A 20,568-nucleotide genomic window follows, 5' to 3' on the forward strand; every position below is an offset into this window, starting at 1 on the left:
TTCCGGAAGAACCCGCGTGACCCCCACCCTGAAGAACGATCGCTTCCTGCGCGCATTGCGTCGCGAACCCGTCGACGCCACGCCCGTGTGGCTCATGCGCCAGGCCGGCCGCTATCTGCCGGAATACCGCGCCACGCGCGCCAAGGCCGGCAGTTTCCTGGCGATGGCGAAGAACCCCGACCTCGCGTGCGAAGTCACGTTGCAGCCGCTCGCGCGCTTCGACCTCGACGCCGCGATCCTGTTCTCCGACATCCTCACCGTGCCCGATGCGATGGGCCTGGGGTTGTACTTCGTCGAAGGCGAAGGCCCGAAGTTCGAACGTCCCGTGCGCAGCGCCGCCGACATCGCAAAGCTCGCCGTGCCCGACATGGGCAGCGAACTGCGCTACGTGATGGATGCGGTGTCGGTGATCCGTCGCGAGCTCGATGGCCGCGTGCCGTTGATCGGCTTTTCCGGCAGTCCGTGGACGCTCGCCTGTTACATGGTCGAAGGCGGCGGCAGCGACAACTTCTCGAAGGTCAAGCGCCTCGCGCTCGACGATCCGAAGGCGATGCACGCGCTGCTGTCGGTCAACACCGATGCGGTGATCGCGTATCTGCGCGCGCAGCGCGAAGCCGGTGCACAGGCGTTGCAGGTTTTCGATACGTGGGGCGGCGTGTTGTCGCCGTCGATGTATCGCGAATTCTCGCTGCCCTATCTCACGCGCATCGCGCGCGAACTCGAGCGCGGCGATGCGCCCTTGATCCTGTTCGGCAAGGGCAACGCGCCGTATCTCGAGGAACTCGCGGCGAGCGGCGCGGAAGGCGTCGGCGTCGACTGGTTGATCGAACTCGACGAAGCGGCGCGTCGCACGCAGGGCAAGGTCGCGCTACAGGGCAACCTGGATCCGGCGATGTTGTACGGCTCGCCCGACAGCGTGCGTGCGCGCGTGCGTGAAGCGCTCGACAGCTATGCGGCCGGCAATGGCGGTTCGCGCGAGGGGCATGTGTTCAACCTCGGGCATGGCCTGTCGCCGGACATGAACCCCGAACACGTTGGAGCGCTGGTCGACGAAGTGCATCGGCATAGCGCGCGCTGACGCGCGCGCACCCTCCCCAACCCCTCCCTGCACGCAGGGAGGGGCTCAGCGAACGAGGTCGCCGGAATCCACCGGGCCGGTGTACTGCGCAGACCAGGCATCGCCGGTTTTGACCTGCACATTCGCGAAATATGCCGGCAAGCCTTCCTCCCACTTCGGGCCCGACTGCAGTTGGTAATGCAGGTGCACGAGGAAGGCATCGCCCGACATGCCCATCGCGCCGATGACCTCGCCCTGCTTCACGCGCTGGCCTTCGCGCACGCGCACGCTGCCCTGCTTCAGGTGCGCGAACAGGCTGTACTCGCCGTTGCCGTGGTCGATGACCACGTAGTTGCCGAGGAACAGCGTCAGGTCCTTCATGATCGCGTCCTGTTCGAACGGCGGCGGCCCACCCTTGCGGTTGTCGCGCGCACCGTCGCGCATCGCGCGCACGATGCCGTCGCCGGTCGCGTGCACCGGCGCGCCGAATCCGTACCAGTCTTCCGGTGTCGCGCCGTCGGTGCGATACAGCTTTCCTTGCGCATCGGCGATCGTGAAGTCGTGCGCGTATCGCATGAAGTTCGCATTGATGCCGAAGTGCGTGGTCATGCCGCCGGTGATGTCCAGTCGGCGATGGTGTGCGAGCAGGTCGTGGCCGTCGTGCACGAAGATCTCGCCATCGAGCGGCAGGCGCAGCGCGGTCTTCGGTGCGAAGGCTTCCGGTGCGACGCGAAGTTCGACCTTCGACTCCGGACCATCTTCGCCCTGCCGGAACGTGGCGACGTAACGCAGATCGCCGAGCCACGCATCGCCCGCGAACGACGCGAACGGATTGAACACGACCAGCCTGCCCTTCGCCGGCAAGGTGCGGTTGGGCAAGGTCGCGAGCGACATCGTCGTCGAATCGCCGTTGCGATCGAGCCGACGTTGCGAAAAGAAGCGGCCTTCGCGATCGAACAGCGTCACTTCCAGGCCCGTGAGTTCCAGGGGCTGGTCGCCGTCGTTGGCGAACACCAGGTCGAAGTTCAGGTGCTGCGCGTCGCGCGTGCGTTCGATCAGCGGGTGCGCCGGCAACGTGGTCGCGGTGGGTGCGGCGGCCAGGGGCGCGGCGGCCAGGAGCAGGGTCAACAACCACAGGCGCATGGGTGGGCTTCCATCGAGAGGTCTTCCCCAATCGATACGCCCGCGCGGCCCTCGGTTGCAGGGGATGCATCGTTCCAGCGGCGACCGGCAGACGATTCACGCGGGCCGGTCTAGGATGGCCCGTCCCGCGCGGTCGAACCTTTCGCGCCGCGCGGGCCATCCACCCCTCGTCCCCGCCGAGCCATTGAAGCCCATGTCCCATCGATTCGCGCGACACGCGGCTGTCCTCGCCCTGCTGCTCGCATCCGTGGGCGCGCACGCGGCGGAGACGGTGTACGCGCTCGATCCGGTGCACACGCGCGTGATGTTCGCGGTGAGCCACGCGGGCTTTTCCAATCCGATGGGCACGGTGTCGGGCACGACGGGAACGCTGGTGTTCGACCCCGATGATTGGGCGAGCGCGCGCGTGGAAGCGAAGATCCCGATGACGCGCCTGGACCTCGGCGACAAGAAGTGGAACGACGCGGTGCTGGATCGCACGTTCCTGGATGTGAAGAAGCATCCGGACGCGACGTTCGTGTCCACGCGCGTCGAGCCGGTCGATGCCACGCACGCGAAAGTCTTCGGCAATCTCACGCTGCACGGCGTCACGCGCGAAGTGCAACTCGATGTCGTCTTCCACCAGGCCAAGCGCCATCCGATGCCGCCCTTCCGCCGCACCGCGGGTTTCTCCGCGACCGGCACGCTGAGCCGCAAGGCCTTCGCGATCACGTCGTGGCCGAGCGTCGTCGGCGATGCGGTGGAAATCCGCATCGAAGCCGAAGGCACGCGCACGCGCGATGACGCCTCCGGCGTGGCCGCACCGACGACGCAGGCCGCGCCGCCGGCAGCGTCGACGCAAGCGATGCCGCCCGAGCCGTCGACGCAAGTCATGCCCGCGGGAACCTCGACGGTCGCGCCCGCATCCAACGCGACCACCACACCGTAACTCCCACACTGCCCACGATGAGCGCCCCGATGCCGATCGATTCGCCCGCCCCGCGCCTGCGCAACGTGGACCGTTGGGGCGCCGTGAGCCAACTGTTCCACTGGCTCATCGTGGTCGGCATCCTGGCGATGGCGATCATCGGCCTGACGATGGTCGAGATGCCGAGCAGCCCCGACAAGGTGCGCATGTTCGCGCTGCACAAGTCGATCGGTTTGACGATCCTCGCGCTGGTGACGCTGCGCCTGCTGTGGCGCCTGTACGCCGGCACGCCGCCTGCGATTCCCACCGTTCCGCGTTGGCAGCACCGCATCGCCAATGTTTCGCACATCGGCTTGTACGTGTTGTTGTTCGCGATGCCGATCAGCGGATGGGTGATGAATTCCGCGTCGGGGTTTCCGTTGTGGTGGTTCGGTTTGTTCCGCGTGCCGGCGCTCGTCGGGCGCGACCGCGACCTGCACGAACTCACCGAAACCGTGCACGAAACGCTGTTCTGGCTGTTGATCCTTCTGGTGCTGGTCCACGCCGGCGCCGCCTTCTACCACCACCTGTTCCAGCGGGACGCCACGCTTGCGCGCATGTTGCCGCGCGGTTGGCTGCCTGCACCGTCCGCCGATGAGGATGTCCGCCATGGTTGATCGTCCGTTCGTGCGCCGCGCCGCGCTCGCCATTGCGTTGTGCGCGTCTTCCTTCGGCGCATGGGCCGCAGACTACGTGCAGACCAACGGATCGTCGCTGCAATTTTCGGGCACCTACCAGGGCGATCCGTTCTCGGGCAGCTTCCCCGGCTTCAGGACGAGCTTCCATTTCGATCCGGCGCAACTGGCTTCCAGCAAGCTCGATGTGTCGATCCCCATCGCGACCGCGACCGTCGGCAACGACGAGATGGATCCGGAGATGCGCGGCACCGCGTTCTTCGACGGCGCGCGTTTCCCGCAGGCGCGTTACACGGCGACGAAGTTCCGCGCGCTCGGCGGCAACCGCTATGCGGCCGACGGCACGCTGTCGCTGCGCGGCGTGACCAAACCGGTGACGCTCACGTTCACCTGGACACCGGGCGCCCATCCCGTGCTGCAGGGCAGCGCGACGGTGAAGCGCCTGGAGTTCGGCGTGGGGGGCGGCGAATGGGCCGATGTCTCCCTGCTGCCCAACGAGATCAAGGTCGCCACGAAGGTCGTCTTCGCGGCGAAGTGATCAGCCCACGAAGGCGCGGACGCGGTCGGCGGTGAACGGCCAGTCGAGCTCGGCGTCGTTGAGCTCGTCGCGCAGGACAGGCACGCGCTCGCCGTAACGGGCTTCGAGCTCGGCATCGTCGTCGATCCACACCGGTTCGAAGTCGGGCGTGCGCGCGGCGGCGAGCACCGCGAGGGCCTCGTCGCACAGGGGGCAGTCGTCGCGCTGGAACAGACGCAGGCGCATGGTGGTGGCGTTCGGGTATCGCGGCTGGGAGGGGAATAGAATAGGGGCTTCCCGCAAGCAGTCCCGTGAATCCATGGCCGTCAGCACCTTCGACCTGTTCAAGATCGGCGTCGGACCGAGTTCCTCGCACACGGTCGGTCCGATGCGCGCGGCGTGCCGGTTCGCGGAGAAGTGGCTCGATGCGTCGGGTAAGTTGTCGCAGGTCGCGCGCGTGCGCTCGGAAGTGTTCGGCTCGCTGGCGCTCACCGGCCGCGGCCACGGCACCGACAAGGCCGTGCTCATGGGCCTGGAAGGCCACATGCCGAACCTGATCGACCCGGACATCATCCCGGCGTCGCTGGAACGCATCCGCGGCACCAAGCGCATCAACCTGCTCGGCAAGCATGAAGTGGCGTTCGACGAGAAGCAGGACCTCGTCATGAACAAGCGCCAGAAGCTGCCCTTCCACACCAACGGCATGCGCTTCACCGCGTTCGACGCCGAGGGCAACGTGCTCGCCACGCGCGATTACTACTCGGTCGGCGGCGGCTTCGTGGTCAACCAGGACGAAGCGGCGGAAGACCGCATCGTCGCCGACACCACCGAACTCGCGCATCCCTTCCACAGCGGCGCAGACCTGCTCGCGCAGGCCGAGGCGACGGGCAAGACGTTCGCGCAACTGATGTTCGACAACGAGCATGCGTGGCGCAGCGACGACGAAATCAAGGACAACCTGCGCGAGATCTGGCGCGCGATGCAGTCCTGCGTGCAGCGCGGCATCCGTCAAAGCGGCACGCTGCCGGGCGGCCTGCACGTGCAGCGCCGTGCGCCGGCGTTGTTCGCCGAGTTGTCCGTGCGCCCCGAGGCGGCGATGCGCGATCCGCTCACCGTGCTCGACTGGGTGAACCTCTACGCGCTCGCGGTGAACGAAGAGAACGCCGCCGGCGGTCGCGTGGTCACCGCGCCGACCAATGGCGCGGCCGGCATCATTCCCTCGGTGCTGCACTACTACGATCGCTTCTGCCCCAATGCGAACGAACAGGGCGTGTTCGACTTCCTGCTCACCGCCGCGGCCGTCGGCATCCTCTACAAGGAGAACGCGTCGATCAGCGGCGCGGAAGTCGGTTGCCAGGGCGAAGTCGGCGTGGCGTGTTCGATGGCGGCCGCGGGCCTGACCGCCGCGCTCGGCGGCTCGCCGGGCCAGATCGAGAACGCTGCCGAAATCGGCATGGAGCACAACCTCGGCCTGACCTGCGACCCGATCGGCGGCCTGGTGCAGATCCCCTGCATCGAACGCAACGCGATGGGCGCGGTGAAGGCGATCAATGCCTCGCGCATGGCGCTGCGTGGCGACGGCAAGCACAAGGTCTCGCTCGACAAGGTCATCAAGACCATGCGCGACACCGGCCGGGACATGCAGGACAAGTACAAGGAAACCTCGCGCGGCGGTCTCGCGGTCAACGTCATCGAGTGTTGAAAGCAGGGAACCAGGGAACCGGGAACCGGAGTGCGTTCGGTTCCCGGCTCCCGGTTCCCCGGTTCCCTGCTTTTCCCCCTACACTCGCCCCATGGCCGACGCCAAGGGGACGCTGCGCCGCTTCCTGCTGCTGACCGGGCTTTATTACGCCGGGGCGGTACTCGCGTCGTTGTACCTGCGCACCCCCGACGACATCACGCTGTTCTGGCCGAGCTCGGGCATCGCGCTCGCCGTGGTCGTCAGTTGGGGCAAGCGCTGGGCGGTGGTCGTGCCCTTCGCTGTGATCGCATTGCACCTGACGGTGCTGCCCGTTCCCCTCGCCTTCGTTCCCTATTCGATCCTGAGCAACACGCTCGCGGCCGTGGCCGCGGGTTGGTATTGCGAACGCGCCAAGCGCGCCGACGGCCTGCACCTGCGCACCGCCGACGGCCTGATGCTGTTGCGCAGCGGCCTGATCCTCGCGGCGACCAGCGCGACCATCGGCACCGCGGGCCTGTTGCATGCGGGCATGACGACGCCCGTCGATGCCGGGCGCGTCTGGTTGCTGTGGGCGCTCGGCGACATCCTCGGCATCACCACGTTCGCGCCGGCGTTCGCGCTGCTGCTCGGGCCGGGCGGATTGCGCGAAGGGCTGTGGCGCGATCGCGTCGGCCGCCGCGAACAGGTGGTCTGGGCGATCGCCCTGCTGCTTTCGCTCGCGGGCATCGTCACCGCGGGACGCAGCGGGAATCTCTACGCGCTCGGCCTGGTGAGCATGCCGCTCGCGCTGCTGTTGTGGGCCGCGGTGCGTTTCTCGCCGATGACCACGATGGTCGGCACGATCTTGGTCGTCACCTTCATCAGCCTGCTCACGGGGCTCGGCCTGGGCGGCTTCACGCGTCCGCTCACGCTGCTCGATGCCTCGGTACTGATGTTGTTGCTCGTGCTGATCTCGGTGATCCCGGTGATGCTCGCGGTCGCGACCTACGAGCAACGCCACACCGCGACCGCGCTCTATCTGCGCGCCACGCGCGACCCGCTCACCGGCCTGCTCAATCGCAGCACCTTCGAAGAACGTGCGCGCGAGCGACTCACGGGCGAGACGCCCGACCCCGACCTGAGCCTGCTGTACCTGGACCTCGACCACTTCAAGCTCGTCAACGATTCGGCGAGCCACGTCGCGGGCGACGACATGATCCGCACGGTCGGCCGCATGGTCGGCGCGGAGTTCGGCGAGGAAGCGCTCGTCGCGCGCACGGGCGGCGACGAATTCGCCGTGCTCGTGCCGGTGAGCGAATCGCAGGCGATCACCTGCGGCCGGCGCCTGCTGGCATCGATCGACGGGCTGCGCATCAGCTGGGGCGACCAGATGCTCACCGCCGCGGCGAGCATCGGCATCGCGCACAGCCACGCACCGCACGGCGATTTCGACAGCCTGCTGTCGCACGCGGATGCAGCGTGTTTCGCGGCGAAGGAATACGGCGGCAATCGCCTGGTCGCCGCCTCGCGCGAAGGCGATGAACTGAAGCTACGCACCGCATCGATGCGCTCGGCGCTGCAGGTGCGTGAAGCGCTCGACCAGCGCCGCTTCAGCCTGTTCTGCCAACCGATCATCCCGCTGGATCCGGCGTCGTCCACCAAGCGCAGCATCGAGATCCTGCTGCGCTGGACCGATGCGCAGGGCCAGGTGCGCGCGCCGGCGGAACTCATCGCCGCCGCCGAGCGTTATCGCCTCGGGCCGCGCCTGGATCGCTACGTGGTCGAAGCGGTGCTGCAGTGGCTGGAAACGCATCCCGAGCACGCATCGAGCATCCACCATTGCGGCATCAACCTCGGCGGCGGCACGCTCGTCGACGAGGAATTCCACGATTACTTCGCCGCGCGCCTGCGCCACAGCAGCGTGCCGCCCGAACGCCTGTGCCTGGAAATCACCGAAACCAGCGTCGTGCGCGACCGCACGCGCGCGCAGCGCTTCATCCAGCGCATGCGCGATCTCGGCTGCCGTCTCGCGCTCGACGACTTCGGCACGGGCTTCTGCTCGTTCGGTTACCTGCAGCACCTGGACGTCGATTACCTGAAGATCGACGGCAGCTTCGTGCGCGACCTCGGCAAGTCGGAACTCGCCGATGCGGTGGTGCGTTCGATCACCGAAATCGCGCACGTGCTCGACAAGCGCACGGTCGCCGAGCAGGCCGAAACCATCGCGCAGCTCGACAGCCTGCGCGCGATGGGCGTGGATTTCGCGCAGGGTTACGCGATCGCGCGGCCGATGCCGATCGCGACGTTCTTCGAAGACCTGGTGCCCGCGAAAGTCGGTTGATCGCGCAGCGCGAACACATCGTCGAGCATCGCGGCCGCCGTGACTTCGGCGCCCGCACCCGGGCCCTGGATGACGAGCGGTTGATGCGCGTAGCGCGCCGAATGGATGGCGACGCGATTGTCCGTGCCGCTGCCTGCTGCCAGCGGATCGTTGGGCGCCAAGGTCTCTAGTCCCACGCGTGCGATGCCGTCGCGCCAGCGCGCGACGAAATGCAGGCGGCCTTCGCGCACGGCGTCCAGGCGTGCATGCATCGGGGCGTCGAGGGCGTCGAGTGCGGCGTCGATGTCGTCGGCCTGCGCAAGCGCTTGCGGGACGAGCGATTCCACTTGCACCGCGTCGGCTTCGAGCGGCACGCCGGCCGCGCGCGCGAGGATCAGCAACTTGCGGCGTACGTCTTCGCCGGACAGATCGATGCGCGGATCGGGTTCGGTGTAACCGGCCGCGCGCGCTTCGCGCACGAGCGTCGAGAACGGCACGCTGCCGTCGAAACGCGCGAGCAACCAGGCGAGTGACCCCGACAACACACCTGCGACGCCATGGATCGCATCGCCGCCGACCTGCAGCGCCCGCAGGCTGCGCAGAAGCGGCAGACCCGCGCCGACGGTCGCGGCATCGCCATAGCGCGCACCGCTCGCGTGACAGGCGTTTTCGATCGCTTCCGCGCGTGCGAGTGAAGCGCCGCGCCCTAGCTTGTTCGCCGTGACCACATGCCACCCGCGCGCGAGCCAATCGGCATGGCGCGCGGCGACGGCGTCGCTGGCGGTGGCGTCGAGCACGACGTGCGGGGCGGATTCGCGCAGCGACGGACCGACGGTCACGCGCGTGTTCGAGATGTGGACCAAACACAGGCCCGGGTCGTCGAGCGCTTCGAGTCGTGCGATCACCGCTTGCCCGACATTGCCCGTGCCGAGGAGCGCCAGTCGGATCACGTCGCGACCTCGCGGCGCTGTTCACGCACGACCGCATGCGCGCGTTCGAGCGCATCGGCGATGTCCGCGAGCAGGTCGTCCGCGTGTTCGATGCCGACCGACAGGCGCAGCAAGCCTTCGCCGATACCGGCCGCGGCGCGCGCTTCGGCCGACATCGCCGCGTGCGTCATCGTCGCCGGATGCGCGACCAGGCTCTCCACGCCACCGAGCGATTCGGCGAGCGTGAAGCAACGCAGGCCGTCGAGGAACGCGCGCACGGCGTCGACGCCGCCCTCGAGTTCCAGCGACAACATCGCACCGAACCCCGATTGCTGGCGTTTGGCCAGCGCATGTCCCGGATGGCGCGACAGGCCCGGATAGTGGACCGCACGCACGACCGGATGATCGTCGAGCAACGCCGCGATCGCGTGCGCGTTTTCCTGGTGCACACGGATGCGCGCACCGAGCGTGCGCAAGCCGCGCAGCGTGAGGAAGCTGTCGAACGGCGCGCCGGTGACGCCGAGTGCGTTCGCCCACCAGGTCAACAGTTGATGATCTTCCGCGTTGCGTGCGATGACCGCGCCGCCGACGACGTCGCTGTGCCCGTTGATGTACTTCGTCGTCGAATGCACGACGAGATCCGCGCCGAACGCGATCGGCTGCTGCAATGCGGGCGACAGGAAGGTGTTGTCGACGACGGTGCGCGCACCGGCCGCATGCGCGGCTTCGATGGTGAAGCGCAGGTCGGTGATGCGCAGCAGCGGATTGCTGGGCGTCTCGATCCACACGAGCGCCGGCTTGCGATCCAGCGCCGCGGTCAATGCGCGCGGATCCGCGAGGTCGGCGAGCACGAGTTCGAAGTGTCCCTTGCGCGCGAGCGCATCGAACAGGCGCCAGCTCCCACCGTACGCATCGTGCGTCGCGACCAACACGTCGCCCGGCTTCAGGTACGCGTTGAGCACGAGCGTGATCGCCGCCATGCCCGTGGCCGTCACGACCGCGCCGGCGCCGCCTTCGAGTTCGGCGAGCGCATCGGCCAGCAGGTCGCGCGTGGGATTGCCGCTGCGCGTGTAGTCGTAGCGACGCTTGTCGTCGAAGCCGGCGAAGCTGAAGTTCGACGAGAGCACCAGCGGCGGCACGACGGCGCCGTAGGCCTCGTCGCGATCGATGCCCGCACGCACCGCGACGGTACAGGGATGCACGACGCTCATGCGCACGCCTCCTCGCAACAGTCGAGCGCACGCGCAAGCACCTGCGCGATCGCTTCGGGTTCCTTGAGGAATCCATCGTGCCCGTACGGCGAATGCAGCACTTGCAGGCGCACCGGCGCGGCGATGCCGGCGGCGAGCGCGCGGATGTCGTCGGGTGGAACGAGTCGGTCCTCGGCGAAGGCGACGAGCGTCGTCGGAACCCGCACGTGGGAGGGGAGGAGGTCGTGCAGGTCGATGGATTCCGACAGGCGCACGAACGCCGTCGCCGAGGTTTTCTGCGCCCAGGCCGCGCCGCGTTCGGCGAGCCAGGCTTCGGAGGCGCAGCGCGCGCTGCCGCTCTCCAGGATGGGGGTCGCATCGAAGCGCACGCCGAATTCCTCCGGCGTGCGATAGCTCAACAGCGCAAGCTGGCGTGCGAGCGAGAGGCCCTGCGCTTCGTCGCACTGCAGTTGCCCGAGCGCGACGACATTGCGCTGCAGCGCGCGCCACGCACTGGCGAAGGGATGCGGGCGATGCGCGCCGGCGATGGCGATCAGGTGCTGCACGCGCGCCGGATGCGCGGTGGCGAACGCCAAGCCCACCATCGCGCCGTAGGAGCAGCCGATGATCGCATCGAGCGTGTCGATGCCGAGCACGTCGAGCACCGCGGCGAGCGCGGCGGCTTGATCCACCGTGTCGATCGGTGCGTCGAGCGCGCCGTCGCTGCCGACCCAGTCGAAGGACACCACGCGATGCGCCGCGAGCCAACGCGCATCGGCCTGCGCTTCGAACCAACCGCGCTCGGGATACGCGTGCGAAGCGGCGACGTGGCGATTGGCGGAGATGCCACCGAGTACCGCGACGACCGGCAGGTGCGCGGCGCCACGCGTTTCCCAGCGCAGGCGCACCTCGTGCGTGCCGCCGTGCTTGAGGGAGAGGATCAGCGTGGTTTCGCCGCGCTGCGCATCGGGGGCGCGTTCGGACACGACGCGAAGGACAGGCGGGGTTTGGCGGATTCGAATCGCGGCGGCGGGCATTGCAACGCTCCTGGCGGTGGGAGGCCATCGAGCGTTGCGGGGGTGGCGATGCGAATCGAAGACCGCGCACGTGGCGCGGGCGTCGATCCATCTGCCGGTGGGCGCAAAGGCCCCCGCAGGATTTGGCACCAACGCCATCGCTTGCGCGATGTCGCGGTTGCCCCGGCGTCTGCGGGCCTGTCCCTCAGCCGGTCTCGATGGATGGCCGCAGGATGCACGGCCATTTCGCGATTGTCAATCGCTTCATGCCGATGAAGCGATGCCTCCAAATAAACGTGATGGCCGTGTTGCCAACACCCATTCACGCTCAGCCATACTTCGCACCATGCCTTCCCCCATCCGATGCCTGCCCGTCGTCCTGGGCACCCTTCTCATCGCCGCTTGCGGCTCCGCCCCGGCCCCGAAAGCCACCGTTCCCGCCGATGCGGCCAGCGCCGGCGCGCCTGCGCCCATGGAAATCCGCGAACGGTTCGTCTCGCAGGAAACGCCGGCCGAGGAACTCGATTCCCTCGCCACCTGGCAATCCGAGGACGGCCTGACCTGGCTGATCGCGACCGGCAAGTCGTCGCATCGCCTGTCGGTGTACGACGCCGGCGACGGCACGCTGCTGCGCACCTTCGGGAGCGAAGGCAAGGGCGAAGGCCAGTTCGACCGCCCGAACGGCATCGCCGTGTATGGCGATTACGTCTTCGTCGTCGAGCGCGACAATCACCGCGTGCAGGTGTTGAAGCTCCCCGACTTCACGTTCGTCGGTTTCTTCGGCGAGAACGAATTGCGCAGCCCCTACGGCCTGTGGGTCAACGAGACCGAACCGGGCGAACTCGAGGTCTACGTCACCGACAGTTTCATGTACGGCAAGAATTTCGACGAAGTGCCGCCGCTGAAGGAACTCGACCAGCGCGTGCGCCGCTATCGCGTGCAGTTCGACCAGGATGGCCGCCTGCGCGCCACCTACGGCGGTGCGTTCGGCGACACGAAGGAAGCCAGCGCCCTGCGCATGGTCGAATCGATCGCCGGCGATCGCGCGAACGACCGCCTGCTCGTCGCGGACGAAGATCGCCGCCACGAATCCACGCTGCGCGAATACAGCTTCTCCGGCCAGTACACCGGTCGCAGCCTTCCGCAGGACAGCTTCGCCGCCGAGGCCGAAGGCGTGGTGTTGTGGACGTGCACGGGCGGCGGCGGTTACTGGATCGCGGTCGACCAGCTCGCGCCGTTGACGCTGTTTCATCTGTTCGATCGCGTGACGCTCGAACCGCGCGGCACCTTCCGCGGCGATGTCACCGCGCACACCGACGGCGTGACGCTGCATGCCGCGGCGATGCCGGAATTCCCGGGCGGCGCGTTGTTCGCCGTGCAAGACGACAAGGCGGTGACGGCGTTCGACCTGCGCGATGTCGCGCGCGAACTGCACCTGTCGCAGGATTGCGTCGACTGACGATGGGCGCCGGACTGCGCTGGCCGGTGGTGGTGGCGTGCGCGATGCTCGCGTGCGTCGCGCTGTCCGCGCAGGCGGGCAAGGTGTATCGCTGGGTCGACAAGAACGGCATCGTCCATTACGGCGATCACCCGCCCGTCGAGGCGGCGAAGAACGGCGCACAGGTGAAGGTCATCCCCGTGCGCGCCGAACCCGGCGCGATGGCGCGCCTGCGCCTGGAACGCGAAGAAGGCGCATCGCTCGCCTTCGCCGACAACGCGATCGCCGGGCCGGTGGAAGTGCTGCTGAAATTCACGCGCGCGGTGAACACGCGCGGCGAACCCGAACTCCCCGCGCGCGCCACCGTGCCGGCCAATGCCACGGTGCTCTTGTCGCGGCTGATGCCCGCGCAGGCAGGCACCGCGGAGTTCGGCCTGAGCATGGACGTGGTGCCGGGCGATCCGCGCGCCAGGCCGCAGGATGTCGACTACCTGCTGCCGATCCCGAAGGAACACCTGCGCATCGAACAGGGCTTCAACGGGCGCTTCAGCCATGAAGACGTCCAGAACCGGTTCGCGATCGACTTCCGCGCGCCCCAGGGCACGCCGGTGTACGCCGCGCGCGGCGGCACGGTGATGCAGGTCGAATCGGATTTCGACAAGGCCGGCCTGGACCTGGAGAAATACGGCGGCCGCGCGAACTACGTCCGCATCCTCCATGACGACGGCACGATGGCCCTGTACGCGCACCTGCGCACCGAGGGCGTGCTCGTGCGCGCCGGGCAACGCGTGCGCGCCGGCCAGCGGATCGGCCTGTCGGGCAACACGGGCTTCACCAGCGGGCCGCACCTGCACTTCGCGGTGCAGGTGAACCGCGGGATGCGGCTGGAGTCGATCCCCTTCCGCATGACGGGCGTGACCGACCGGCCCTGACCGGCCGCTGGTAGTGCGCGCTGGTAGAATCGCGGGCTCTCTTCGCCCCCCGTGCGCCCACGCGCACCGTCGCCATGTCCGATGTCTCCCTCGAAGCCGCGCGCCGGCGAACCTTTGCGATCGTCTCGCACCCCGACGCCGGCAAGACCACGCTGACCGAAAAGCTGCTGCTGTTCGGCGGCGCGATCCAGATGGCCGGCTCGGTCAAGGGCCGCAAGGCCGCGCGCCACGCGACGTCCGACTGGATGGCGCTGGAAAAGGAGCGCGGCATCTCGGTGACCTCGTCGGTGATGCAGTTCCCGTATGAAGGCCGCATCGTCAACCTGCTCGACACGCCCGGCCACGCCGACTTCGGCGAGGACACCTATCGCGTGCTCACCGCGGTGGACTCCGCGCTGATGGTCATCGACGTCGCCAAGGGCGTCGAGGAACGCACGATCAAGCTGATGGAGGTGTGCCGCCTGCGCGACACGCCGATCATGACCTTCATCAACAAGCTCGATCGCGAAGGCAAGCCGCCGATCGACCTGCTCGACGAAGTCGAATCCGTGCTCGGCATCCAGTGCGCACCGGTGACCTGGCCGATCGGCATGGGCCAGCGCCTGAAGGGCGTCGTGCACCTGGTGACGGGCGAAGTGCATCTGTACGAACAGGGCCGCAACTTCACGCGCCAGGATTCGACGATCTTCCCCTCGCTCGACGATCCGGGCCTGGAAGCGCGCATCGGTGCGCCGATGCTGGCCGAACTGCGCGACGAACTCGAACTCGTGCAGGGCGCCTCGCATCCCTTCGACCCGGCTGCGTACCTGGCCGGCAAGCAGACGCCGGTGTTCTTCGGTTCGGCCGTCAACAACTTCGGCGTGCAACTGCTGCTCGACTTCTTCGTCGAACACGCACCGCCGCCGAAGCCGCGCGCGACGACGACGCGCGAAGTCGGCCCGTACGAGCCGCACCTGTCGGGCTTCGTGTTCAAGATCCAGGCGAACATGGACCCGCAGCATCGCGATCGCGTGGCGTTCATGCGGATCTGCTCGGGCAAGTTCACCGCGGGCATGAAGGCGATGCAGGGCCGCACCGGCAAGGAAGTGAAGCTCGCAAACGCGCTCACCTTCATGGCGAGCGACCGCGAGATCGTCGAGACCGCCTATCCCGGGGACGTCATCGGCATCCACAACCACGGCACGATTTCGATCGGCGACAGCTTCAGCGAAGGCGAAATGCTGTCGTTCACGGGCATTCCGAACTTCGCGCCGGAGTTGTTCCGCCGCGCGCGGCTGCGCGATCCGCTCAAACTCAAGCAATTGCAGAAGGGCCTGGCGCAGTTGTCGGAAGAAGGCGCGACGCAGTTCTTCCGCCCGTTGATGTCGAATGATCTGATCCTCGGCGCGGTGGGCACGCTGCAGTTCGACGTGGTGGCCTATCGCCTGAAGGACGAATACGGCGTGGACGCCACGTTCGAACAGGTGCAGGTCGCGACCGCACGCTGGATCCGCTGCGACGATGCGAAGAAGCTCGAAGAGTTCCGCGAGAAGAACGCGATGCACCTTTCGCTCGACGCCGCCGGGCAACTGGTCTACCTCGCCCCCACGCGCGTGAACTTGCAGCTGGCGCAGGAACGCGCGCCCGCCGTGACGTTCATGGCGACCCGCGAGCACGCGCACGCGATCGCGGTCGAGTAACCCCCTCCCCTGCTTGCAGGGGAGGGCTGGGGAGGGGTTGCTTTCGGCGCGAGAGCAAAAACTCCACGCGTCCGGTTACATTCTCCAGCGATGGACGCCGCCCTCCGCGAAGAACAAGTCAGCGCACTCACCCACGGCGTGGGTGCGCTCCTGGCCCTGGCCGGCGGCGCGATCATGGTCGCGCTCGCCGCGCTGCATGGCGACGGCTGGCAACTCGCCGCCGCGATCGTCTTCTCGATCAGCCTGCTGCTGCTCTACATCGCCTCCACGCTGTACCACGCGATCCAGCAGCCGCGCGCCAAGTCCGCGCTCAAGGTGTTCGACCACTGCGCGATCTACCTGCTGATCGCCGGCACCTACACGCCCTTCACGCTCGTCGGCCTGCGCGGCGACCTCGGCCGCACCCTCTTCATCGCCATCTGGTCGCTGGCCGCCGCGGGCATCGCGTTCAAGCTCTTCTTTACCGGTCGCTTCAAACTGCTGTCGACCGCGATCTACGTCGCGATGGGCTGGCTCGTGCTGCTCGCGATCAAGCCCGTGTGGCAGGCGCTGGATGCGTGGACCTTCGGCTGGCTGCTCGCCGGCGGCATTGCGTACACGCTGGGCACCGTGTTCTACCACCGGCCCTCGATGCGGTATTCGCACGCGGTGTGGCACCTGTTCGTCGTCGCGGGCAGCGTGTGCCACTACATCGCGGTGCTGGCGCAGGTGCACGTCTCGGCGTGACGACGCGCCTTCACTGAATCGCGCGCAACACGTTCACCGCTATTCCACGGGTGCGCCGGGATGGTGGTGCGATGCAACCGCCAGATCTGCGCACGATCAAGCGACACCCGTGGTGGACCGCGCTGGGCGTGTTCGCACTGGCGATCGTGTTGCTGCTGATCTTCTGGGACTGGAACTGGTTCAAGCCGCTCGTCGAGCGCCAGGTCGAAGCGCGCACGGGGCGCAAGTTCGAAATCACCGGCAACCTCGATGTCGATCGTTTCGGCTGGACGCCGCTCGTGCAGATCGGCGGGTTCCGCTTCGGCAACGCCGCGTGGTCGAAAGAACCGACGATGGCGGAAGCCGAGTGCCTGCAGCTGGCGATCGAACTCAAGCCGCTGCTCTTCCATCGCGAAGTGCGCATTCCCGAGATCCGCCTGCGTAAACCGCAACTGCGCCTGGAATACGGCCCGAACCACGTCGGCAACTGGGCCTTCGGCGAGCCTTCGACCGGCACGACGCATTACGGCGCGCTGTGGATCGACGACGGCCGCGTGCGTTTCATCGATGCGCCGAACAAGACCGACATCGCCATCGCGCTCAAGAGCGACCTGCGCGATCCGAATTCGAAAGCCCCGCCCGTGATCGCCGAAGGTGGCGGACAATGGCAGGCGCGCAAGTTCCGCATGCACGGACGCGCGGATGCACCGCTCGCACTGCGCGACACCATGCGTCCTTATCGCATCGATGTGCATGCCACCGCGGGCAACACGAAGGCGCACGCGCGCGGCACGCTGCTCGATCCGATTCGCTTGCGTGGCTTCGACCTGAAGTTCGCGCTGTCGGGCCCGAACCTTGCCGAGCTCTATCCCCTGGTCGGCCTCGCAATTCCGGATTCCCCGCCGTATTCCTTCGACGGCCGGCTCACGCGCGAAGTCACGCCGACCAGCCGCACGAAGACCCGCGACACCGGCAACATCTGGCACTACGACGATTTCACCGGACGTCTCGGCGACAGCGACCTGGGCGGCGACGCGAGTTTCGAAACGGGTCGCACGCGCCCGATCCTCAAGGCGAATCTCGTGTCCAAGCGCCTGGACTTCGACGACCTCGCCGGTTTCATCGGCAAGCCGCCCGCGGCCGGCAACGGCGAAACGGCGACGCCGGAACAACGCAAGCTAGCCGCCGCCGAAGCATCGAAGGCCCGCGTGTTGCCCGATCATCCGTACGAACTCGACAAGCTGCGCGCGATGGATGCCGACGTGCGTTGGAAAGCGCAACGCATCAATGCACCGAAGTTGCCGATCGACGACATGGACGCGCACCTGTTCCTCGATGCCGGCCTGTTGCGACTGGACCCGTTGAACTTCGGCGTCGCCGGCGGCGACATTCGTTCGACCATCCGCATGGATGCGCGCGAATCACCGATCCGCACGCGCGCCGACATGCAGGTGCGCAACCTGCACCTCGCCGAACTGTTGCCGACGGTGGAATTGACGAAGGATGCGGTCGGCCGCATTGGCGGCGACATCCACATCACCGGCACGGGCAATTCGATCGCGCGCATGCTCGGCACTTCGAACGGCGAAGCGCAACTGGGCATGGGCAAGGGGCAGATCAGCAACCTGCTGATGGAGTTCGCCGGCATCGACATCGCCGAGGCGCTGAAATTCCTGGTCGAAGGCGACAAGAAGATCCCGATCCGTTGCGCGTTCGGCGACTTCACCGTCAAGGATGGCGTCATGCAGACGCGAAGCCTGGCGTTCGACACGACGGATACGATCATCGTCGGCGATGGCTCGATCAGCATGAAGGACGAGACCTTCGATCTGCGCCTGCGTCCGCGGCCGAAGGATCGCAGCCTGTTCTCGTTCCGCGCGCCTTTGCTGGTCGATGGCACGTTCCGCGATCCGACGTTCCGGCCGGACATGAAACGCGTGGGCTTGCGCGCGGCGATCGCGCTGACGCTGGGCAGCGTCGCACCGCCGGCAGCGTTGCTGGCGACGCTCGAACTCGGCGGCGGCAAGGACGCGCCGCAATGCGGCGGGAAATATGCCCAGTAACGGCAGCGCGCAGTAAGGCGCGTCAGCTCGCGATGTACCGCTGCAACTGATCGATCTCGACTTGCTGGTCTTCGATGACGGCCTTCACCAGGTCGCCGATCGAAATCACGCCGAGCACCGACTCGCCATCGACGACGGGCAAGTGGCGGATGCGCTTGTCGGTCACCATCTGCATGCAATGGTCGGCGGTGTCGGAGAGGCCGACGCGCACCACTTCGCGCGTCATGATGTCCGACACCGGCGTGGTCGCCGACGAACGTCCCTGCAGGACGACCTTCCGTGCGTAATCGCGTTCGGAAACGATGCCGACGAGGCGGCCGCCCTGGATCACCAGCAGCGCGCCGATGCGTTTTTCGGCCATCAGCTTGATCGCATCGAGGACCGGCTGGTCGGGCCCGATCGCGAAGACCTCAGGCGCTTTCGATTCGAGCAGGTGGCGTACCGTGCGCATCGTCGTGTCCCTGAGCTGGCACCTGCCCCGAGGATACTCCCCTCGCCGGCCGCCAGGCATCCACGAGGTACAGGGGGCGCTGCTTGGCCTCCTCGTACAGACGGCCGAGGTATTCGCCGATCGTCCCCAGCGCGATCAGCTGCACGCCGCCGAGGAACAGGATCACGACCATCATCGTCGGCCAGCCGGCGACGGGGTCGCCCCAGGCCAGCGCCTTCACGATGACCCAGACCGCGTAGAGGAAGGCGAACAGCGCGGTGAGCAGGCCGATGTAGGTGGCCGCGCGCAGGGGCGCGGTCGAGAAGCCGGTGATGCCCTCGATCGCGAAATTCCAGAGCCGCCAGAAGTTGAACTTGGTCTGGCCCGCGCTGCGCGCCGCGCGCACGTACGGGATCGCGACCTGCCGGAAGCCGACCCAGCCGAACAAGCCCTTCATGAAGCGATTGCGTTCGCGCAGTTGCCGCAGTGCAGCGACCGCGCGCGGCGAGAGCAGGCGGAAGTCGCCGGTGTCGGCGGGCACCGGCGTGCGCGAGAGGCGGCCGATCACGCGATAGAACGCATGCGCCGTCGCGCGCTTGGCCCAGGTCTCGCCTTCGCGCGCCTGGCGTTGGCCGTGCACGTCGTCGAAGCCTTCGCGCCACTTCGCGACGAACTGCGGGATCAGTTCCGGCGGATCCTGTCCGTCGGCGTCGAGGATCAACACGGCGTCGTCGCCGACATGGTCCAGGCCCGCGGTGAGCGCGGCTTCCTTGCCGAAGTTGCGCGACAGGCGCAGCAGCGCGACGCGCGCATCCGTGGCGGCGATCGATTGCAGCACCGTCCACGTCGCATCGCGGCTGCCGTCGTCGACGTACAGCACGCGGCCCGAAAGCCCGTCCTGCGCCAGGCCGTCGAGCACGGCCTGCAGGCGCGGATGCAGCAGCGGAAGCGCTTCGGCCTCGTTGTAGGCCGCGACGAGCACGGTCAGGCCGGGGGCCTGCGTGCGGCGGGCGAACTCGTCGGTGCGATGCGCTTCCATGCGGCGATGTTAGTCCAAGGTCAGAGCGGGCAAGCGGTCAATCGAGCGTGCGCAGCCAGGCCGCGCCGCCCAGGTGACCGGCCTGGCGCTGGATCGCCGCGCTGCGCTTGAGCACGTAGGGCCCGGGCTTGCCGGCGTCGTAGCGACGCGGATTGGGCAGCACCGCCGCCAGGCGCGCGGCCTGGTTGGCCGTAAGCCGGCTCGCATCGCGATTGAAGAAGCGCACCGACGCGGCTTGTGCGCCATAGGTGCCGTCGCCGAATTCGGCGATGTTCGCGTACATCTCGAGGATGCGGTGCTTGGGCCACAAGGCTTCGATCAGCACCGTGTACCAGGCTTCCAATCCCTTGCGCACCCAACTGCGGCCGCTCCACAGGAACAAGTTCTTGGCGGTCTGCTGCGAGATCGTGCTCGCACCGCGCAGGCGCTTGACCGGCGTGCCCCGTTTCTCCGCGCGTTCGATCATGCGCTGGTTGTGCGCACGCGCCTTCTCGATCGCGTCGAGGTCGAATCCGTGGTGCGTCGCGAAGTTCTGGTCTTCGGCGGCGACCAGCGACACCGGCAACGCCGGCGCGATCGCATCCAGGTCGCGCCAGTCGTAACGCGTGCGGTAGGACCAGTCGCCTTCGCCGATGGCCTTGAAGTGGCGCGCGATCATGAACGCGCTCAGCGGCGGATCGACGAAACGCAGCACGAGCACCTGCGCGGTGGTCAGCAGCGCGAACACCAGCGGCGAGAGCAACAGCCACCTCAGCCATCGACGGCGGGGACGCGCTTGCGTCCGGCGCGGGCCGGCCCCATCTGTGCTTGTTCCCGAAACCACGTCCTTCCCCCGTCGTACGCGCGGCGCGCATTATCGCCGCTCGCGC

At 67.6% G+C, this 20,568-nt stretch carries 19 protein-coding genes and 1 riboswitch; of the genes, 11 read left to right on the plus strand and 8 right to left on the minus strand.

All coding sequences use genetic code 11. The features are described from left to right. The first annotated feature begins 16 nt into the window (after nt 1-16). Nucleotides 17-1,078, plus strand: a complete 1,062-nt coding sequence (gene hemE / locus GN331_RS00505; RefSeq protein ID WP_331713308.1) for a uroporphyrinogen decarboxylase — start codon at nt 17-19, stop codon at nt 1,076-1,078. Nucleotides 1,079-1,123: 45 nt separating this feature from the next. Here hemE and GN331_RS00510 read toward each other — a convergent pair whose 3' ends face one another. Beyond that, the gene (locus GN331_RS00510; protein WP_156639453.1) at nt 1,124-2,200 is read right to left on the minus strand and encodes a M23 family metallopeptidase; all 1,077 of its coding nucleotides are present in this window, start codon (nt 2,198-2,200) and stop codon (nt 1,124-1,126) included. Nucleotides 2,201-2,393: 193 nt separating this feature from the next. Between GN331_RS00510 and GN331_RS00515 the strand changes: the two genes are divergently transcribed. From GN331_RS00515 to GN331_RS00525, 3 genes are read left to right on the plus strand one after another with little or no spacing between them, the layout of a single operon-like run. Then, the gene (locus GN331_RS00515) at nt 2,394-3,128 is read left to right on the plus strand and encodes a YceI family protein (protein ID WP_156639454.1); all 735 of its coding nucleotides are present in this window, start codon (nt 2,394-2,396) and stop codon (nt 3,126-3,128) included. Between the two features lie 17 nt (nt 3,129-3,145). After that, the gene (locus GN331_RS00520; RefSeq protein WP_231734305.1) at nt 3,146-3,763 is read left to right on the plus strand and encodes a cytochrome b; all 618 of its coding nucleotides are present in this window, start codon (nt 3,146-3,148) and stop codon (nt 3,761-3,763) included. Next, complete coding sequence (locus GN331_RS00525) at nt 3,747-4,319, plus strand: YceI family protein (protein WP_425489253.1); 573 nt, start codon at nt 3,747-3,749, stop codon at nt 4,317-4,319. Before GN331_RS00520 ends, GN331_RS00525 begins: the two co-directional genes overlap by 17 nt. Here GN331_RS00525 and GN331_RS00530 read toward each other — a convergent pair whose 3' ends face one another. Continuing rightward, complete coding sequence (locus GN331_RS00530; protein ID WP_156639456.1) at nt 4,320-4,544, minus strand: glutaredoxin family protein; 225 nt, start codon at nt 4,542-4,544, stop codon at nt 4,320-4,322. A 73-nt stretch (nt 4,545-4,617) separates the two neighbouring features. Here GN331_RS00530 and GN331_RS00535 point away from each other — a divergent pair, with 73 nt between their 5' ends. Both GN331_RS00535 and GN331_RS00540 read left to right on the plus strand, forming a co-directional pair. Further along, nucleotides 4,618-6,000: an L-serine ammonia-lyase gene (locus GN331_RS00535; protein ID WP_156639457.1), complete on the plus strand. Its 1,383-nt coding sequence runs from the start codon at nt 4,618-4,620 to the stop codon at nt 5,998-6,000. A gap of 91 nt (nt 6,001-6,091) precedes the next feature. Next, on the plus strand, nt 6,092-8,299 hold the full coding sequence (locus tag GN331_RS00540) for a putative bifunctional diguanylate cyclase/phosphodiesterase (protein WP_156639458.1): 2,208 nt from the start codon (nt 6,092-6,094) through the stop codon (nt 8,297-8,299). Here the strand turns inward: GN331_RS00540 and GN331_RS00545 are convergent. The 3 genes from GN331_RS00545 to metX are packed head-to-tail and all read right to left on the minus strand — an operon-like array spanning nt 8,230 to nt 11,383. Next, complete coding sequence (locus GN331_RS00545; RefSeq protein WP_331713309.1) at nt 8,230-9,228, minus strand: homoserine dehydrogenase family protein; 999 nt, start codon at nt 9,226-9,228, stop codon at nt 8,230-8,232. The genes GN331_RS00540 and GN331_RS00545 overlap by 70 nt on opposite strands. Further along, nucleotides 9,225-10,418, minus strand: coding sequence for a cystathionine gamma-synthase (gene metB / locus GN331_RS00550; protein WP_156639459.1), 1,194 nt, complete (start codon nt 10,416-10,418; stop codon nt 9,225-9,227). The genes GN331_RS00545 and metB overlap by 4 nt, the downstream gene beginning before the upstream one ends. After that, on the minus strand, nt 10,415-11,383 hold the full coding sequence (gene metX / locus GN331_RS00555; protein WP_331713310.1) for a homoserine O-succinyltransferase MetX: 969 nt from the start codon (nt 11,381-11,383) through the stop codon (nt 10,415-10,417). The genes metB and metX overlap by 4 nt, the downstream gene beginning before the upstream one ends. Before the next feature lie 135 nt (nt 11,384-11,518). Beyond that, nucleotides 11,519-11,638, minus strand: a riboswitch (SAM riboswitch). 121 nt (nt 11,639-11,759) lie between these two features. Here metX and GN331_RS00560 point away from each other — a divergent pair. The 5 genes from GN331_RS00560 (at nt 11,760) to GN331_RS00580 (ending at nt 18,230) form a co-directional block, all read left to right on the plus strand. Next, a complete protein-coding gene (locus tag GN331_RS00560) occupies nt 11,760-12,872 on the plus strand; it encodes an NHL repeat-containing protein (protein WP_156639461.1) in 1,113 nt (370 codons plus the stop codon). A gap of 2 nt (nt 12,873-12,874) precedes the next feature. Beyond that, nucleotides 12,875-13,783, plus strand: coding sequence for a peptidoglycan DD-metalloendopeptidase family protein (locus GN331_RS00565; RefSeq protein WP_231734306.1), 909 nt, complete (start codon nt 12,875-12,877; stop codon nt 13,781-13,783). Nucleotides 13,784-13,857: 74 nt separating this feature from the next. Further along, nucleotides 13,858-15,462: a peptide chain release factor 3 gene (locus GN331_RS00570; protein WP_156639462.1), complete on the plus strand. Its 1,605-nt coding sequence runs from the start codon at nt 13,858-13,860 to the stop codon at nt 15,460-15,462. A 90-nt stretch (nt 15,463-15,552) separates the two neighbouring features. Then, a complete protein-coding gene (trhA, locus tag GN331_RS00575) occupies nt 15,553-16,188 on the plus strand; it encodes a PAQR family membrane homeostasis protein TrhA (RefSeq protein ID WP_156639463.1) in 636 nt (211 codons plus the stop codon). A 71-nt stretch (nt 16,189-16,259) separates the two neighbouring features. Next, nucleotides 16,260-18,230: an AsmA family protein gene (locus GN331_RS00580; protein ID WP_156639464.1), complete on the plus strand. Its 1,971-nt coding sequence runs from the start codon at nt 16,260-16,262 to the stop codon at nt 18,228-18,230. Between the two features lie 22 nt (nt 18,231-18,252). On the opposite strand, the gene GN331_RS00585 is transcribed toward GN331_RS00580, so the two are convergent. Genes GN331_RS00585 through mtgA form a run of 3 tightly spaced genes read right to left on the minus strand, consistent with a single transcriptional unit; the run spans nt 18,253 to nt 20,522 of the window. After that, nucleotides 18,253-18,681 carry a CBS domain-containing protein gene (locus GN331_RS00585; protein ID WP_156639465.1) on the minus strand — a complete coding sequence of 143 codons (429 nt, stop codon included), beginning with the start codon at nt 18,679-18,681 and terminating at the stop codon, nt 18,253-18,255. Then, nucleotides 18,641-19,699, minus strand: coding sequence for a glycosyltransferase family 2 protein (locus tag GN331_RS00590; RefSeq protein ID WP_156639466.1), 1,059 nt, complete (start codon nt 19,697-19,699; stop codon nt 18,641-18,643). The genes GN331_RS00585 and GN331_RS00590 overlap by 41 nt, the downstream gene beginning before the upstream one ends. Before the next feature lie 37 nt (nt 19,700-19,736). Beyond that, entirely contained in the window at nt 19,737-20,522 is a 786-nt protein-coding gene (gene mtgA / locus GN331_RS00595) for a monofunctional biosynthetic peptidoglycan transglycosylase (RefSeq protein ID WP_331713311.1), read from the minus strand. Between the last annotated feature and the right edge of the window lie 46 nt (nt 20,523-20,568).

The sequence above is a fragment of the Noviluteimonas gilva genome, from assembly GCF_009740395.1.
Lineage (GTDB): Bacteria > Pseudomonadota > Gammaproteobacteria > Xanthomonadales > Xanthomonadaceae > Noviluteimonas > Noviluteimonas gilva.

Coding starts and splice junctions, on each gene's coding strand:
- GN331_RS00510 (WP_156639453.1), bottom strand. CDS start 2,200: ATGCGCCTGTGGTTGTTGACCCTGCTCCTGGCCGCCGCGCCCCTGGCC.
- trhA (WP_156639463.1), top strand. CDS start 15,553: ATGGACGCCGCCCTCCGCGAAGAACAAGTCAGCGCACTCACCCACGGC.
- GN331_RS00515 (WP_156639454.1), top strand. CDS start 2,394: ATGTCCCATCGATTCGCGCGACACGCGGCTGTCCTCGCCCTGCTGCTC.
- GN331_RS00585 (WP_156639465.1), bottom strand. CDS start 18,681: ATGCGCACGGTACGCCACCTGCTCGAATCGAAAGCGCCTGAGGTCTTC.
- GN331_RS00535 (WP_156639457.1), top strand. CDS start 4,618: ATGGCCGTCAGCACCTTCGACCTGTTCAAGATCGGCGTCGGACCGAGT.
- GN331_RS00570 (WP_156639462.1), top strand. CDS start 13,858: ATGTCCGATGTCTCCCTCGAAGCCGCGCGCCGGCGAACCTTTGCGATC.
- GN331_RS00565 (WP_231734306.1), top strand. CDS start 12,875: ATGGGCGCCGGACTGCGCTGGCCGGTGGTGGTGGCGTGCGCGATGCTC.
- GN331_RS00530 (WP_156639456.1), bottom strand. CDS start 4,544: ATGCGCCTGCGTCTGTTCCAGCGCGACGACTGCCCCCTGTGCGACGAG.
- GN331_RS00520 (WP_231734305.1), top strand. CDS start 3,146: ATGAGCGCCCCGATGCCGATCGATTCGCCCGCCCCGCGCCTGCGCAAC.
- metB (WP_156639459.1), bottom strand. CDS start 10,418: ATGAGCGTCGTGCATCCCTGTACCGTCGCGGTGCGTGCGGGCATCGAT.
- GN331_RS00580 (WP_156639464.1), top strand. CDS start 16,260: ATGCAACCGCCAGATCTGCGCACGATCAAGCGACACCCGTGGTGGACC.
- GN331_RS00540 (WP_156639458.1), top strand. CDS start 6,092: ATGGCCGACGCCAAGGGGACGCTGCGCCGCTTCCTGCTGCTGACCGGG.
- GN331_RS00560 (WP_156639461.1), top strand. CDS start 11,760: ATGCCTTCCCCCATCCGATGCCTGCCCGTCGTCCTGGGCACCCTTCTC.
- GN331_RS00525 (WP_425489253.1), top strand. CDS start 3,747: ATGTCCGCCATGGTTGATCGTCCGTTCGTGCGCCGCGCCGCGCTCGCC.
- GN331_RS00590 (WP_156639466.1), bottom strand. CDS start 19,699: ATGGAAGCGCATCGCACCGACGAGTTCGCCCGCCGCACGCAGGCCCCC.